Genomic DNA, 13,586 nt, shown 5'->3' with positions numbered 1-13,586 from the left:
AACGCTGTTATCGGCTCCTCCTCCGCCTTGCGATGCATCCACCTGGATCCACGCTCGCGACGGGCAGCATTCGTCGGACACTCCCCCCCGTTCAGGGTATCGGGCCAAGGGTAGTTGCGGACGCGGGGCGTCCGCGCCCCGCGTCCACCCTGCGAGATCAGCCGAGAATCTTGCGGGCCAGCCGAAGCTGCTCCAGCGCCTGCTGCGACTCCCCGCCCTCGTGGCCGTTGAACGGCCACACGGTGATGTCCTTCGGGCCCGCGTAGTGGTTGTACGCCCCGAACACGGTGGAGGGCGGGGTGACACCGTCGCGCAGGGCCACGGAGAACCGGGCGGGCGTGCGGGCCCGCGCCGCGAAGTGCAGCCCGTCGAAGTAGCCGAGCGTGGCGAAGATCTCCTCGACCCGGGTGCGGTGGATGCCGCAGAACCGCCCCAGCTCGCCGTACGGGTCCTCGTCGGTGATCTCCACCGCGTGCCGGATGTCGCACATGAACGGCACGTTGACGAAGGCGTACGCGAGGTCCGGCACGAGCGCCGCGGCGGCCAGCGCCATGCCGCCGCCCTGGCTGCCGCCGGTCACGACGACGCGCCCGGCGTCCACGAGGGGATGCGACCTGGCCGCCTCCACCGCCCGCACGACGTCGGTGTAGAGCCGCCGGTAGTAGTAGTCGTCCCGGTCGAACACGCCCTGGGTGAGCTTGCCGGGGATCTGCGCGCCGTTGCCGCCGACCGGGTCGGGCGTGTCGCCCGAGCGCCAGGTGCCGCCCTGTCCGCGGGTGTCCATCACGAAGGTCGCGTACCCGGCGGCGGGCCACAGCAGCCAGTCGTGCGGCCGGCCGCGGCCGCCGCCGTACCCGATGAACTCCGTCACGCACGGCAGCGGGCCGGACGCACCCGCCGGCGCGATGAACCACCCCTTGATCGGATGCCCGCCGAACCCCGCGAACGTCACGTCTGCCACGTCCACCAGCGCGAGATCGGCCTCGTACGGCTCGAAGACGGCGTTCAGGTCGTGCTCGCGCGCCTCGGCGAGCGTGCGGTCCCAGAAGGCGTCGAAGTCCACCGGCTCCCGGCGCTCGGGCAGGTACGCACGCAGTTGGTCGAGGGGCATGTCAACGAACATGGGGGCTCCCGTGAACTGATGGGGCATACGCCGGTCAAGGCTACACAAGTGCCTCGTTTCAGCGTTCTGACCCGGTTAAGGGTCTCCATTCGCAGTGGATCTCGTCAGCCGATACGGCGTTCACCTGCGCAATCATGGCCGATGTGCGGTAAAGACCGGATTGACGGGCTGAAACACCCTCTTGCAACTAATCCGGTTTAGTGCTGGACTCTGCACGAATTCCACGCGTGTGAGGTGCGTCCGCACGGCACGATCTCGCGGCGGGCCGCCTCTCGGGGGCACGACACGTCAATCGATCACTGTCCGTGAGAACCGTCCGTCAGATCGGAGACCTCCATGCGACGAACGCCGGCGGCCACCCGCGCCGCTCTGCCCGCCACCCTGATCGCCGTCCTGATCACCGGGCTCGGCGCGGGCTGCGCGACGAGCGGCACCCCGGAGACCAGGCAGGCCGACGCGAACGCCCCCGCCGCGATCACGTGGTGGTCCACCGGAGGCGACGACGAGAGCGCGGCCTTCCAGAAGGCGGCCGACCTCTACACGAAGTCGCACCCCAATGTGACGATCAAGGTGCAGACGCTGAGCTGGGACGACGCGTACGCCAAGCTGCTCGCGGCCTCCACCAGCCGGAGCGGGCCGGACGTCATCTCCGGCGGCATGACCTGGACCATCCAGTTCGGCCTGCGCGGCGGGATGGTCGACCTGCGCAAGTACGGCGCCGAGCAGCTCAAGGCCCAGGCGCAGCCCGCCCAGTGGAAGTCGGCGGTCTCCCCCGACGGCACCGTCTACGGCATTCCGCTGGACATGTCCACCGAGGCGCTCTACTACCGGACCGACCTGCTGGAGAAGGCCGGCATCAAGGAGCCGCCCACGTCCTGGGACGAACTGACCGCCGACATCGGGAAGCTCAAGGACGCCGGGGTCAAGACCCCGTTCAGCATCGACTGGGGCAACCTCGACTGGATCGGCTACTTCAACTTCCTCTACCAGGCCGGCGGCAGCTTCTACACGCCGGACTGCAAGCCCTCGCTCGGCACCCCCGAGGCCGAGCGGGCGCTGTCGTTCTGGATCGACCTGCACCGCAAGTACGGCGCGCCCACCGACACGGTGACCACCTCGGACGCGCTGGACGCGGGCACCGCGATGGTCTACGGCGGCACCTGGAACGCGCTCGGCATCGACACCTCCAAGCCCAAGCTGAAGGGCAAGTGGGCGGTGGCCCCGCTGCCCGCCGGTCCGGCGGGCCCGACGACCTTCATCGGCGGCCGGGCGGTCGGGGTGACGTCCTACAGCAAGCACATCCAGCAGGCGGCCGACTTCGTGAAGTACCTCTACACCGACGAGGCGGTCGACGCGGTGAACGCCGAGTCGAAGGCCCGCAACGTCGCCTACATCCCGCCGCGTCCGGACAAGGTGGCCGGCTCGCCGTTCCAGCCGCAGCACTCCCAGGTGTTCGCGAAGATCATCAGCACCGGCGCAGCGGCTCCCGGATGCCCCGGCTGGGACGAGAGCGCGGGCGACGTGGCCAAGCATCTCCAGTCGGCGATCCTCGGCAAGGCCGACATGAAGACGGCCCTGGGCGAGGCCGCCAAGGTCATGGAGCGCAACGCCGGTTGACCCCCCGCCGACGGCCGCCGACCGGCCGGTGACACCTGACCTCTCACCGGCTCGCGGCACCCCTCCCCGGCTGCCCCGCGTTCGTGTACGGATCGCGGGGCGGCCCCTCACTGGACTGGAGAGACTCCATGGCAACCCCTGCCGCCGTGTCCCGCCACCGATGGCGCCGCCACGGCACGTCCTATCTGATGCTGCTGCCGTTCCTCGCCCTGTTCGCCGGCTTCCTGGTCTGGCCGCTGGCCAACTCGCTCTATCTCAGCTTCACGAAGTTCGACGGGGTGACCGCCCCCGAGTTCGCCGGCCTGGAGAACTTCCGGCGCCTATTGTTCGACGACGACAGGTTCCGCCACGCCCTCGGCAACACGTTCCTCTACGTGGTGGCGTCGGTCGGCATCGGCACGCTGCTGTCGCTCGGCCTCGCGCTGGCCTTCGGCGGGTCGGGCTGGCGGCACCGCGTCATGCGGACCGTCTTCTTCCTGCCCTCGGTGACCTCGTCCATCGCGCTCATGCTGCTCTGGAAGTGGATCTTCAATCCGGGCGACTTCGGCCTGGCCAACACCGTCGTGGGATGGTTCGGCGGCCGGGCCGTCGAGTGGCTGGCCACGCCCGGGCTCACGATCCCGATCCTCGTGCTCATGTCGGTGTGGGGCGGGATGGGCTACGGCATGGTCCTGTACGTCGCCGGGCTGGGCTCCATCCCCCAGGAGTACTACGAGGCGGCCCGCATCGACGGCGCCACGCCCTGGCAGCAGTTCCGCCGGGTGACGCTGCCGCTGCTCCGCCCGGTCACCACGTACGTGGTCGTGACCGGCCTGATCGGGGCCTTCCAGGTCTTTGAAGCCGTCTACATCGTGTTCCGGGGCACCAACAACATCGGCGGCGTGCTCGACTCGGGCCTGATGATCGTGCCCTACCTCTACGACCAGGGCTTCACGCACTTCAAGCTCGGCTACGCCTCGGCGATCGCCTGGGTGCTCTTCCTGATCATCTTCGCGATCAGCATGGTCAACCTCCGCATCGGCCGCGCGCTGAAGGAGCTGTGATGGCCACCGCTCCTCTCACCGCCCCCGTCACCGCGCCTCCCGCGCCCACGCCGCGGCGACCGGGTTCCGGCACCCGGCGTGGCGGCCTGCTGCGCCTGCCGTTCTACCTGCTGTCGCTCACCATGATCGCGCCGTTCTACTGGATGCTGATCACGGTGTTCAAACCGGTGACGGAGCTCGACAGGCAGCCGCCGTCGTTCGTGCCCGAGCACCCCACCCTGGACAACTTCTACGACCCCGGATACTCCCCCACCAAGGTCAATCCCGGACATCTCCAGGGCCTCTTCCAGCGGTTCCAGGTCGACTTCGGCTTCGGCCGGTTCATGTTCAACAGCCTGCTGATCACGGTCACGATCACGGTGGGCTCGCTGCTGATCGCCTCGCTGGCGGCGTACGTGATCACCAAACACCGGGTGCCGGGGCGGCGGCTGATCTTCCTGATGATCGTCGCCTCGATGATGGTGCCCTGGCAGACCACGCTCGTGCCCAACTACGTCATCATGCGGAACCTGGGCTGGCTGGACACCTACCAGGGCTACGTCATCCCGGCGCTGGCCAAGGCGTTCGTGCTGTTCTTCCTGGTGCAGTTCCTCCACTCGATCCCGGACGAGCTCATCCAGGCGGCCCGGGTCGACGGCGCCGGGGAGTGGCGCATCTGGTGGCGGATCGTGCTGCCGCTGCTGCGCCCCGCCCTCGCCGCGATGTCGATCTTCATCGTGCTCGCCGAGTGGAACAACTTCCTGTGGCCGCTGATCCTCGTGCAGAGCGACGAGATGGCGAACATCCCGGTCGCGCTCGCCCGCCTCAACTCCTACTTCACGGGCGCGCAGAACCAGGGGGCGATCATGGCGGGCGGCCTGCTCGCCTCCCTGCCGTCGATCGCCTTCTTCCTCGCCTTCCAGCGCTACTTCACCCGCGGCATCGTGCTGAGCGGCCTCAAGGGCTGAGCAGCACCGAGGGGAGGGATCGCGATCCTGATGGTCGCGATCCCTCCCCTCGGGAAGGCCCGGTCGAAGGTCCAGGCTCAGCAGAGTCGACTCAGAAGGGCCGGCTCAGCAGGGTCGGCTCAGCAGGGTCGGTTCAGAAGAGCCGGCTCAGACAGCACGCTCAGCGGCCGGTGTAACGGCGGCCGCCACTGCCGCGCCCGCCACCGCCGCTGTATCCGCCGCCGGTGCCGCCGCTGCCACCGCTCCCACCGCGAGGACGTCCGGCACCGCCGTAGGAGCGCTCACCGCCATGGGGCCGGTCACCGCTGTGCGGCCGGTCGCCGCCGTACGAACGCTCGCCACTGTAGGAACGCTCGCCACCGCCGCGTCCGGTGCCACCGCCGCCGCCACCGCTGCGGGAGCGGTCGCCGAAGCGCCGGGGGCGGCCGGCCCGGGACTGGTCGTCCGGCCGGGACCGAAGCGGCGTGCGCACCTCCGGTTCCCACACGGGCACCGTGTCGCCGCTCGGCCGCCTGGCCCCGGCGATGTCGGCCAGGACCGGGTCGCCCGGAGTCACCCGGTGCCGGGACGCGGTGACCCCCGCCTTGCGAGTCAGTGACTCGGTGGCGCGGCGCTCGCTCGGCAGCACCAGCGTCACCACCACCCCGTGCTCGCCGGCGCGGGCCGTACGGCCGCCGCGGTGCAGGTAGCTCTTGTGGTCGGCCGGCGGGTCGACGTGCAGCACGAGGCTCACGTCGTCCACGTGGATGCCGCGGGCCGCGACGTCCGTGCAGACGAGCACGCCGATGTCGCCCCGGCGGAACCCGTCGAGGATGCGGGTGCGCTGGTTCTGCCGCTTGCCGCCGTGCAGGCCGCCGGCGCGGACTCCCGCGCGGGCCAGCTGCTTGACGACCCGGTCCACGCCGTGCTGGGTCCGCACGAACAGGATGGTCCGGCCGTCGCGGTTGGCGATCTCCGCGGTGACGTCCGTCTTCTCCTCCCGGTGCACCTGGAGCAGGTGGTGCTCCATGGTGTCGACCGGGGAGGTGGCCGGGTCCAGCGAGTGGACGACCGGGTCCGTCAGGAACCGCTGGACCAGCTTGTCCACGTCGCCGTCGAGCGTCGCGGAGAACAGCAGCCGCTGGCCGCCCGCCGGCGTGCGCGCCAGAATCGCGGTCACCACCGGGAGGAATCCGAGGTCGCACATGTGGTCGGCCTCGTCGAGGACGGTGATCTCGACCTCGCCGAGGTCGCACTCGCCCTGCTCCATCAGGTCGGTGAGGCGGCCGGGCGTGGCGACGACGATGTCGACCCCCCGGCGCAGGTCCTCGATCTGACGGCCCATCGGCATGCCGCCGACGACCGTCCTGGTGCGCAGCGACAGCCCCCGGCCGAGCGGCTCGATGGCGTTCGCCACCTGGAACGCGAGTTCGCGGGTGGGCACGAGGACGAGGGCGCGGGGCCGCCGGGGGCGGGCCCGCTCCCCCGCGATCCTGGCCAGCGTGGGCAGGCCGAACGCGAGGGTCTTGCCGGAACCGGTCCGGCCCCGCCCGAGGACGTCGAGTCCGGCGAGGATGTCGGGAATGGCCGCCTGCTGGATCGGGAACGGCGCGGTGATGCCCTGGCGGGCGAGCCCCGTCACGAGCGGCCTGGGCAGTCCCAGGTCCGCGAACTCAACGGGGTTCTCGGTGATACCGGCGGTCGTGCCGTCACCGAGGTCAAGCATGGTCACGTAATCGTGCCTTTCGTAGGAGATCCCGCCACGTGGACGGGTTGAGAACGTGCCGGAGCACGTGGGGGCGTCACTTCTGCGAAAGGACGACCCATGACGTACGGCGAGCCGTACCTTTCGGGCGCTGCACGCCGGTGGCTCACCGGCGGCCCGTGCGCCCGAGTAACCGTGCGCACAGAGAACCGTGCGCGGGCGTCCGGTGCGGCGGGCCGCCAGGCGGCGGCCTCCCACGGACGCTCGACTCGCGTCGCACAAGATGAAGCAAAGAATCACTGTACGGCATTCCCGCGCCGCGTGGGGCGACACAAAGCGACACGGACCCGCGCGGCGGGATGAGCACCGGCGGGCGGCCTCCCGGCGGAAGGCCGCCACGGACCGGGCGGAGCAGACGGCGGCGGGACGGATCAGACGTTGAAGCCGAGCATCCTGAGCTGGTCGCGGCCCTCGTCAGTGATCTTGTCCGGGCCCCACGGCGGCAGCCAGACCCAGTTGATGACCACGTTGGAGACCAGGTCGGCGAGGGCCGAGTTGGCCTGGTCCTCGATGACGTCGGTGAGAGGGCAGGCGGCGCTGGTGAGCGTCATGTCGATCGTCGCGATCGGCCGCTCGCCCTCGCCGGCCGGGTCGAGGTTGACGCCGTAGACGAGGCCCAGGTCGACCACGTTGATCCCGAGTTCGGGGTCGACGACGTCCTTCAGCGCCTCCATCAGGTCGTCCAGGCTGGGAGACCCGTCGAAGGCGCCGGGCTCGGCGGCCTCCGTCACGGTTCCCGTGGGGGTCTCGGTGGGCTTGCTCACGTCGTCTCCTCAGCTCTTCTCCCGGGCCGGGTCACGCTCTCCGCGTGCCGGTCAACACCGGTGGGGCGTCCGGTCATCCCTGGCTCCGCATCAGCGCGTCCTTGTAGGCCATCCAGGCCAGCAGCGCGCACTTGACCCTGGCCGGGAACTTCGCCACGCCGGCGAACGCCACGGCGTCGCCCAGCACGTCCTCGTCGGGCTCCACCTGGCCCCTGCCCTGCATCAGCCGGGTGAACTCCTCCACCACCGACAGCGACTCGTCCACCGTGGAGCCGGTGGCGAGCTCGTGCAGCACCGAGGCGGCGGCCTGGCTGATCGAACAGCCCTGGCCGTCGTAGGACACGTCGAGCACCTTGCCGCCGTCGGCCACCTTCACCCGCAGCGTCAGCTCGTCGCCGCAGGTGGGGTTGACGTGGTGGACCTCGGCGTCGAAGGGCTCCCGCAGACCCCGCCCCTGGGGATGCTTATAGTGCTCCAGGATCAGCTCCTGGTACATGGATTCAGCGATCATGTTCAGCCGAACACCTTCTGCACGTGGTGGAGGCCGCGGACCAGTGCGTCGATCTCGGCCGTCGTGTTGTACAGGTAGAAAGACGCCCGTGTGGTGGCCGGAATTCCGAACCTGAGATGCAGCGGCCGGGCGCAGTGATGACCTACCCGGACCGCGATCCCGTACACGTCGTCGAGGATCTGCCCCACGTCGTGGGGGTGGATGCCCTCCAGTGTGAACGAGATCGTGCCGCCGCGGGCGATGGGCGTGCGCGGCCCGATGATCCTCAGGCCGGGGAGCTCCGGCAGCGCCTCCAGGGCGTACGCCACCAGTTCCTTCTCGTGCGCCTTGATCTGGTCCATGCCGACGGCGGTCAGGTAGTCGACCGCCGCGCCGAGCCCGATGGCCTCCACGATGGGCGGCGTCCCGGCCTCGAACTTGTGCGGCACCGGCGCGTACGTCGAGTGGTCCATCCAGACCGCCTCGATCATCTCGCCGCCGCCGAGGAACGGCGGCATCGCGTCGAGCAGCTCACGCCGGCCCCACAGCACGCCGATGCCGGAGGGGCCCACCATCTTGTGGCCGGTGAACGCGACGAAGTCGACGCCCAGCTCGGCCACGTCCACGGCCTGGTGCGGCACTGACTGCGACGCGTCGAGCATCATCAGCGCGCCGACCTCGCGCGCCCGCGCCAGGATCGGCGAGACCGAGTTGACCGTGCCCAGCACGTTCGACTGGTGCGTGATCGAGACGATCTTCGTCCGCTCGTTGACCAGCTCCTCCAGGCCCTCGACGTCGAGGCGGCCCTCGTCGGTCACCGGGAACCAGCGCAGTGTCGCGCCGGTGCGCTGCGCGAGCAGCTGCCACGGCACGATGTTGGAGTGGTGCTCCATCTCCGAGATCACGATCTCGTCGCCGGGGCCCATCCGGAACCGCTCGTCCTCGTTGATGGGGTTGCCGAAGGCGTACGCCACGAGGTTGAGGGCCTCGGAGGCGTTCTTGGTGAAGACGATCTCGTCCCGCGACGGCGCGCCGACGAACGCGGCGATCCGGTCGCGGGCGGCCTCGTACGCCGTCGTCGACTCGCTGCCGAGCACGTGCAGCGCCCGGCCGACGTTGCCGTAGTGCCAGGTCAGGTGGTCGCGCATGGTCTCGACCACCTGGGCCGGCTTCTGGGAGGAGTTGCCGGAGTCGAGGTAGACCAGCGGCCTGCCTCCGGGAAGCTCGCGGGTGAGGACCGGGAAGTCCTTCCTGATCCTCTCCACGTCGAAGCCGGGCACGGCACTCATCAGGCGGACGCCGCCTTCGAGGTGTACGCCTCGTAGCCCTCGGCCTCCAGCTTGTCGGCCAGCTCGGGGCCGCCCTCCTCCACCACGCGCCCGGCGGCGAAGACGTGGACGAAGTCCGGCTTCACGTAGCGCAGGATGCGGGTGTAGTGGGTGATCAGCAGCACGCCGGTGTCGCCGGAGGCGCGGAACCGGTTGACGCCCTCGGAGACGACGCGCAGGGCGTCGACGTCGAGGCCGGAGTCGGTCTCGTCCAGCACCGCGATCTTCGGCTTGAGCAGTTCGAGCTGGAGGATCTCGTGCCGCTTCTTCTCACCGCCGGAGAAGCCCTCGTTGGTGTTGCGCTGGGCGAAGGCCGGGTCGATGGACAGCGCGTCCATGCCCGACTTCAGCTCCTTGGCGAACTCGCGCAGCTTCGGCGCCTCGCCGCGGACCGCGGTGATCGCGGAACGCAGGAAGTTCGACACGCTGACGCCGGGGACCTCGACCGGGTACTGCATGGCGAGGAACAGCCCGGCGCGGGCGCGCTCGTCCACCGCCATGTCCAGCAGGTCCTCGCCGTCGAGCAGGACGCTGCCGGAGGTGACGGTGTACTTGGGGTGCCCCGCGATGGCGTACGCCAGCGTGGACTTGCCCGAGCCGTTCGGGCCCATGATGGCGTGGGTCTCGCCGCTGCGGACCGTCAGGTCGACGCCGCGCAGGATCTCCTTGTCGCCCACGGCGACGTGCAGGTCACGAATCTCAAGGGTGGACACTGTGTATTTACTCCTTCGAGAGCGAGACGTACACGTCGTCGCCTTCGATCTTGACTCGGTAGACGTTGACGGGCCTGGTCGCGGGCGGCCCGGTGGGCTTCCCGCTGCGCAGGTCGAAGCAGGAGCCGTGCAGCCAGCACTCCAGCGTGTGGTCGTACACCTCGCCCTCGCTGAGGCGGACCTCGGCGTGCGAGCACACGTCGTGCAGGGCGAAGACCTCGCCGCCGGTCCGCACCAGCGCGACCGGCGTGTCCCCGACCTCCACGCCGACGACGCCGCCGTCGGGGATGTCCGCGACCTGGCAGACCTTCTCCCAGTGGGGCGTCTCGCCGCTCATCGGGCCAGCTCCGCCTCGACCGCGGACAGCACGCGCTCACGCAGCTCAGGCAGCTGGATCTTCTCCAGCAACTGGGCGAAGAACCCGTGGATGACCAGGCGGCGGGCCTCGTCGAACGGGATGCCGCGGGCCTGCAGGTAGAAGATGTGCTCGTCGTCGAGGCGACCGGAGGCGGACGCGTGTCCCGCTCCCGCGACCTCGCCGGTGAGGATCTCCAGGTTCGGCACCGAGTCGGCGCGGGCGCCGTCGGTGAGGAGGAGGTTGCGATTGAGCTCGTAGGTGTCGGTGCCCTCGGCCTCGGCCCGGATGATCACGTCGCCGATCCAGACCGCGTGGGCCTCGTCGCCCTGCAGCGCGCCCTTGTAGGTCACGTTGCTGCGGCAGTTCGGCACGCTGTGGTCCACCAGCAGGCGGTGCTCCAGGTGCTGCCCGGCGTCCACGAAGTAGAGCCCGGTGAGGTCGGCGTCGCCGCCCGGCGCGGTGTACGACACCGAGGGCGACAGCCGTACGAGGTCGCCGCCGAGGGTGACCACGAAGGACCGGAACGTCGCGTCCTTGCCGAGCCTCGCGTGGTGGTGGGAGACGTGAACGGCGTCGTCGTCCCAGTCCTGCAGGCTGACGACCTTGAGCGTCGCGCCCTCGGCCACGTCGAACTCGACGTTGTCGGCGTAGACCGCGCTGCCGCGGTGGTCCAGGACCAGCACGGCCTCGGCCAGCGGCTCCACCGACACGAGGATGTGCCCGTACGCCGCGGCGCCGTCCCCGGACCCGCGCAGCGTGATCACGGTGGGCCGGGAGGCGGCCGTCATCTTCGGGACCGTGACGACGGTGGCCTTCTCGAACGACGAGTACGCCTGGGCGCTGACCCGGTCGGCCGGGGTGTAGGCCCGGCCGAGCCGCGCGTCGTCGCGGGCGACGGTCTCGACCCGCACCTCGGGCGCGGCCTCGACGTCCACCACGACCCCGCCGGTGACGGCGGCCGTGCCGTCGTGCAGCCCCTTCAACCGGGCGAGCGGCGTGAAGCGCCACTCCTCCTCGCGGCCCGTCGGCACCGGGAAGTCCGCCACGTCGTACGACGCCTTCTCGTGCAGCGTCGACAGCGGTTTGGTCTCCAGGCCCATCAGCCGACCGCTCCTTCCATCTGCAGCTCGATCAGGCGGTTGAGCTCCAGGGCGTACTCCATGGGCAGCTCGCGGGCGATCGGCTCGACGAACCCACGGACGATCATGGCCATCGCCTCGTCCTCGCCGAGGCCCCGGCTCATCAGGTAGAACAGCTGGTCCTCCGACACCTTGGAGACCGTGGCCTCGTGGCCCATGGAGACGTCGTCCTCGCGGACGTCGACGTAGGGGTAGGTGTCGGACCGGCTGATCTGGTCGACCAGCAGCGCGTCGCACTTGACGGTCGAGGCCGAGCCGGCCGCGCCCTCGTCGATCTGCACCAGGCCGCGGTAGGACGTGCGGCCGCCGCCGCGCGCGACGGACTTGGAGATGATCGTCGAGGAGGTCTTCGGCGCGAGGTGCACCATCTTGGCGCCCGCGTCCTGGTGCTGGCCCTCGCCGGCGAAGGCGACCGACAGCGTCTCGCCCTTGGCGTGCTCGCCCATGAGGTAGACGGCCGGGTACTTCATCGTGACCTTGGAGCCGATGTTGCCGTCGATCCACTCCATGGTCGCGCCCTCGTACGCCACGGCGCGCTTGGTGACCAGGTTGTAGACGTTGTTCGACCAGTTCTGGATCGTCGTGTAACGGCAGCGGGCGCCCTTCTTCACGACGATCTCGACGACCGCCGAGTGCAGCGAGTCGGACGAGTAGATCGGCGCGGTGCAGCCCTCGACGTAGTGGACGTAGGAGTTCTCGTCCACGACGATCAGCGTCCGCTCGAACTGGCCCATGTTCTCGGTGTTGATCCGGAAGTAGGCCTGCAGCGGGATCTCGACGTTCACGTTCGGCGGCACGTAGATGAACGAGCCACCGGACCACACGGAGGTGTTGAGCGCGGCGAACTTGTTGTCGCCGACCGGGATCACCGTGCCGAAGTACTCCTTGAAGAGCTCCTCGTGCTCGCGCAGGCCGGTGTCGGTGTCGACGAAGATGACGCCCTTCTCCTCGAGGTCCTCACGGATCTTGTGGTAGACGACCTCGGACTCGTACTGGGCGGCGACACCGGCGATGAGGCGCTGCTTCTCCGCCTCCGGGATGCCGAGCTTGTCGTAGGTGTTCTTGATGTCGGGCGGCAGCTCGTCCCAGGAGGCGGCCTGCTTCTCGGTCGAGCGCACGAAGTACTTGATGTTGTCGAAGTCGATGCCCGTGAGGTCGGAGCCCCAGGTCGGCAGCGGCTTCTTATGGAACAGCCGAAGGCCCTTGAGGCGCAGGTCGAGCATCCACTCCGGCTCGTTCTTGAGCGCGGAGATGTTGCGGACGACCTCTTCGGACAGCCCACGCTTGGCCGTGGCCCCCGCCACGTCCGCGTCGGCCCAGCCGAACTTGTAATTCCCGAGGCCTTCCAGCTCCGGGCGGTCGGTGACAGTCACCTGCCGGACTCCTTGCTCGTCGATGTGCTCGATATATGTGCGGTCGGTATGTGTGCGGCCGGTGTGGGCCGACCCGATGGATCGGCACGCGCGTGCCGCGCGGCCAGCGCGGGTGAACTGACGTGGGTGGTGCAGACGCCGTCGCCGTTGGCGATCGTGGCCAGCCGCTGCACCGGAGTGCCGAGCAACCGGGCGAACGCCTCGGTCTCCGCCTCGCACAGCTGCGGGAACGCCGCCGCGACGTGCGCCACCGGGCAGTGGTGCTGGCACAGCTGCTCGCCGCCCTTGCCGGTCGCGGTCGCGGACGCCGCGTAGCCCTCCGTCGAGAGCGCCTCCGCCAGCACGCGGACCCGCTGCTCGGCCGGGACCTCGCGCATCAGCGTCTCCAGCCTGCCGACCAGCCCGGACACCTGAGCCTGCGCGAACTCCGACACCGCCTCGCCGCCCAGGCGCTCGGCCAGGAAGCGCAGCGCGCTGCCGGCCAGGTCGTCGTAGGCGTGGACGAAGGCGCTGCGGCCCGCGTCGGTGATCGCGAACATCTTGGCCGGCCTGCCACGTCCCCGCTGACCGCGGGGGCGGGCCGTACGCGGCTCGATCATGCCGTCGGCCAGCAGCGCGTCGAGGTGGCGGCGCACCGCGGCCGGTGTCAGCCCGAGCCGTTCGCCGAGCGCCGCGGCGGTCACGGGGCCGTGCTCCAGGATGAGCCGCGCCACCCTGGCCCGGGTGCCCCGCTCGGCGCTGATGTCCTTGCCGACGGTGGCGGAGGCGATGGTGGTGGTGCCCGCACGCGCGGGGGACGGGGACGCCGAGAACGGCCGCGTCGCCACGGCCTTCTCCGCGCTCTGTCTCCCCTGCACGTTTTTCACAACATCAGTGTGCCGTAATTCCTTCCCGGTCGACAAACCCAAGACGAGGTCGGCGGGCATGCAATTTCTCACGCAGGCAAG

General features: G+C 69.9%; 13 protein-coding genes. 3 read left to right on the top strand and 10 right to left on the bottom strand.

The features are described from left to right. Positions 1-157: 157 nt before the first annotated feature. Positions 158-1,123, bottom strand: a complete 966-nt coding sequence (locus F5972_RS17555) for an acetylxylan esterase (protein WP_150934646.1) — start codon at positions 1,121-1,123, stop codon at positions 158-160. A gap of 336 nt (positions 1,124-1,459) precedes the next feature. On the opposite strand from F5972_RS17555, the gene F5972_RS17550 reads away from it, so the two are divergent. The 3 genes from F5972_RS17550 to F5972_RS17540 all read left to right on the top strand — a co-directional run bounded on the left by F5972_RS17550 (position 1,460) and on the right by F5972_RS17540 (position 4,730). After that, positions 1,460-2,740 carry an extracellular solute-binding protein gene (locus F5972_RS17550; protein ID WP_150934645.1) on the top strand — a complete coding sequence of 427 codons (1,281 nt, stop codon included), beginning with the start codon at positions 1,460-1,462 and terminating at the stop codon, positions 2,738-2,740. A 128-nt stretch (positions 2,741-2,868) separates the two neighbouring features. Beyond that, entirely contained in the window at positions 2,869-3,783 is a 915-nt protein-coding gene (locus F5972_RS17545; protein WP_150934644.1) for a carbohydrate ABC transporter permease, read from the top strand. Then, positions 3,783-4,730 carry a carbohydrate ABC transporter permease gene (locus tag F5972_RS17540; RefSeq protein WP_150934643.1) on the top strand — a complete coding sequence of 316 codons (948 nt, stop codon included), beginning with the start codon at positions 3,783-3,785 and terminating at the stop codon, positions 4,728-4,730. Before F5972_RS17545 ends, F5972_RS17540 begins: the two co-directional genes overlap by 1 nt. Before the next feature lie 160 nt (positions 4,731-4,890). On the opposite strand, the gene F5972_RS17535 is transcribed toward F5972_RS17540, so the two are convergent. The 9 genes from F5972_RS17535 to F5972_RS17495 form a co-directional block, all read right to left on the bottom strand. Further along, positions 4,891-6,435 carry a DEAD/DEAH box helicase gene (locus F5972_RS17535; protein WP_150935026.1) on the bottom strand — a complete coding sequence of 515 codons (1,545 nt, stop codon included), beginning with the start codon at positions 6,433-6,435 and terminating at the stop codon, positions 4,891-4,893. Positions 6,436-6,845: 410 nt separating this feature from the next. After that, positions 6,846-7,238: a metal-sulfur cluster assembly factor gene (locus F5972_RS17530; RefSeq protein ID WP_373868694.1), complete on the bottom strand. Its 393-nt coding sequence runs from the start codon at positions 7,236-7,238 to the stop codon at positions 6,846-6,848. Positions 7,239-7,311: 73 nt separating this feature from the next. Continuing rightward, entirely contained in the window at positions 7,312-7,749 is a 438-nt protein-coding gene (sufU, locus tag F5972_RS17525) for a Fe-S cluster assembly sulfur transfer protein SufU (protein ID WP_117410045.1), read from the bottom strand. Positions 7,750-7,751: 2 nt separating this feature from the next. After that, entirely contained in the window at positions 7,752-9,017 is a 1,266-nt protein-coding gene (locus tag F5972_RS17520; protein ID WP_150934642.1) for a cysteine desulfurase, read from the bottom strand. Further along, complete coding sequence (gene sufC, locus F5972_RS17515; RefSeq protein WP_150934641.1) at positions 9,017-9,769, bottom strand: Fe-S cluster assembly ATPase SufC; 753 nt, start codon at positions 9,767-9,769, stop codon at positions 9,017-9,019. Before sufC ends, F5972_RS17520 begins: the two co-directional genes overlap by 1 nt. A gap of 7 nt (positions 9,770-9,776) precedes the next feature. Continuing rightward, positions 9,777-10,106, bottom strand: a complete 330-nt coding sequence (locus tag F5972_RS17510; protein ID WP_150934640.1) for a non-heme iron oxygenase ferredoxin subunit — start codon at positions 10,104-10,106, stop codon at positions 9,777-9,779. Then, positions 10,103-11,227, bottom strand: coding sequence for a Fe-S cluster assembly protein SufD (gene sufD, locus F5972_RS17505; RefSeq protein ID WP_150934639.1), 1,125 nt, complete (start codon positions 11,225-11,227; stop codon positions 10,103-10,105). Before sufD ends, F5972_RS17510 begins: the two co-directional genes overlap by 4 nt. Then, the gene (gene sufB, locus F5972_RS17500; RefSeq protein WP_150934638.1) at positions 11,227-12,639 is read right to left on the bottom strand and encodes a Fe-S cluster assembly protein SufB; all 1,413 of its coding nucleotides are present in this window, start codon (positions 12,637-12,639) and stop codon (positions 11,227-11,229) included. The genes sufD and sufB overlap by 1 nt, the downstream gene beginning before the upstream one ends. Beyond that, the gene (locus F5972_RS17495; RefSeq protein ID WP_191910177.1) at positions 12,636-13,505 is read right to left on the bottom strand and encodes a helix-turn-helix transcriptional regulator; all 870 of its coding nucleotides are present in this window, start codon (positions 13,503-13,505) and stop codon (positions 12,636-12,638) included. Before F5972_RS17495 ends, sufB begins: the two co-directional genes overlap by 4 nt. Between the last annotated feature and the right edge of the window lie 81 nt (positions 13,506-13,586).

The organism is Microbispora cellulosiformans (assembly GCF_008728085.1).
GTDB classification, from domain to species: domain Bacteria; phylum Actinomycetota; class Actinomycetes; order Streptosporangiales; family Streptosporangiaceae; genus Microbispora; species Microbispora amethystogenes.
This window is presented reverse-complemented; position numbering and strand designations above follow the sequence as displayed.